This window comes from Candidatus Bathyarchaeota archaeon (assembly GCA_026014725.1).
GTDB lineage: Archaea > Thermoproteota > Bathyarchaeia > Bathyarchaeales > Bathycorpusculaceae > Bathycorpusculum.
Window position 1 is genome coordinate 1 of sequence record JAOZHV010000063.1, and the last position, 2,028, is coordinate 2,028.

At 47.5% G+C, this 2,028-nt stretch carries 1 protein-coding gene; it reads right to left on the bottom strand.

The window, feature by feature from the left end; genetic code table 11:
* Positions 1-69 precede the first annotated feature (69 nt).
* A complete protein-coding gene (locus tag NWE95_13775) occupies positions 70-1,833 on the bottom strand; it encodes a right-handed parallel beta-helix repeat-containing protein (protein ID MCW4004968.1) in 1,764 nt (587 codons plus the stop codon).
* Between the last annotated feature and the right edge of the window lie 195 nt (positions 1,834-2,028).

Genomic DNA, 2,028 nt, shown 5'->3' on the forward strand with positions numbered 1-2,028 from the left:
CTATTTAAAGTGCAAATAGAGTTGGTTGTGCAGTTTATTCTGTATGCGGTAAAGTTTATTTTAGCTTAGTTACGCGGTTGAATGCTTGCGTTTGAGAAGCAGATATGCTGAGGCGGTTAGTATTCCTATAACTGTTGCTGTTGCCGCGGTTACGGCGACTGCGTTGTCAACTGGCAAGCTTGCTTCGGCAAATTCTTCGCTTTCTTGCTGTTGCGCTGTTGAATTAGAATTGCATGCGGCTGGTCTCATGAGCGGGTATCGGTCTGCGTTGTTCTCGTTGATGAAATAGGGTGTGTCGCCGACCCCAGTGCTTCGAATCTCAGTGGCGTTTGGATACCGTTTTGCGTAGTCGCTCCAGTAGTTGCCTTCTTTGCCGTCATCCCAGAAATTGCTGTTGCCGGGTGCAAATTTTGGCATTTCTGGCTCTGGGGTTGGGGTAATTATGGGGGTTGTGGTGTTCCATCGTGGAGGTTTGTTAAGTCCTGGGTATGTCCATATGCCTAAGACGCTTGCTTGAAGTGCTTCTGTGATGCTGTTGTTTATGAAGTTGTTGTGGTGGATGGTGTTGTTTCCTTGGGAACCTTCTAGTCTTATGCCCCAGCCAGTGTTCTCTGTTATATTGTTCCAAGTGATTGTGTTTTTATTCGCGTTGCTGAGCCAAATGCCTACGTTGTTTCCTGTGATGTTGTTTTCTGTGATTATGCCTGGGCCGTAGCCGAATCCGATTCCGCAGCCCTTGTTCAGCGTGGCGTTGTTTCCAGCGACGGTGGAGTCTTGAATATCGTGGAAGAAGATTCCGTTGCCGCCGTTTCCTGTCACGTGGTTTTCGGTGACGGTGGCGTTGATTGTGTAGTAGCCGAAGTTTACGCCGTCTTTCGCGTTGTTGGCTATTTCGTTTTTAGTGATAATGTTGCTGTTTGAGACATACTCGAGACTGATGCCGTATCCATTGTTGTTGCTAATGCGGTTGCTTGAGATAACGTTGCCGTGAGAATACCTGAGAGCGATGCCTTCCAGATTATTGGTTATTACGTTTCCGCTAATCGTTGAGTCGTTTGTGTTGTGAAGCAAAACGCCTTGTACGTTGCCTGCTAAATTCAAGCCCTGAACTGTTATGCCGCTGCAGTTTTTGAGCATCACCCACCCAGTGCCAGAGGGTACAGTTTTATCGTGCTGGTTAACCCAATAGCAAACTGGTTTGCCGTTCACCGTGTTCGAAGTGTCAATGTCGTTGGCATTGGCGCCGCTGTCAAAAATGCTGCCCGCGTTATTCCAGAACTGGTTTCTCCTGAGCACATTGTTCCCAGGAGAAGAAAGCCCAATGCCGTAGGTGTTGTTTTCAAAGTAATTATCTGAGATTTGGTTGCCTTCTGAAAAATCGTAAAGCGCGATGCCATAAGTATTGTTGATGAATGTGCTCCCAGTGACCGTGTTGCTCCTCGCGGCGGTCGGTTGGCCATAATTCAGCCAGGTGAACTTGACCCCATACGCAAAATTCACTATCCGCATGTTTTGAATTACCACGTTGCTTCTCTCTTGGAGAAAAACGCCGGCGCCGCTGCCGCTGCCTCGGAGAGTGTAGCCTCCTCCATCAAGCACTATTCCGTCGCGTAGAATTACAATTGTACAGTAGATGTCGCCCGTAAGGGTGTAAACGTCGCCGTTCCGCTGAATCAAATTGGTTCCTGTGACGGTGCCGCCGCTGGTTATTTGAATGCCCGCTGGAATTGGGTCTGGAAAGAAATTCGCAGATGACGACGCCACAAGCAGCATTCCTAATATTAGCATGAAAAGTAGAAAGGAAGTGAAAGCGAATGTTGGCAGCGGCTTCATTTCACGCCACCAACCAACACAATGACAAACAAGATTTTAACACTTACGGAAAATAGATACGTAAAATTCAGCGGCAGCAGCTAGTTTCTGAATGAGCAAATACTCGATGGTGCGGCTTGAGACAGGAAACTCAATTAACCTCTCCCGCTAAAATAAAGGCACTGGTTAGAAATGGGGCTAAAACGAGACTTAACC

Coding starts and splice junctions, on each gene's coding strand:
- NWE95_13775 (MCW4004968.1), bottom strand. CDS start 1,833: ATGAAGCCGCTGCCAACATTCGCTTTCACTTCCTTTCTACTTTTCATG.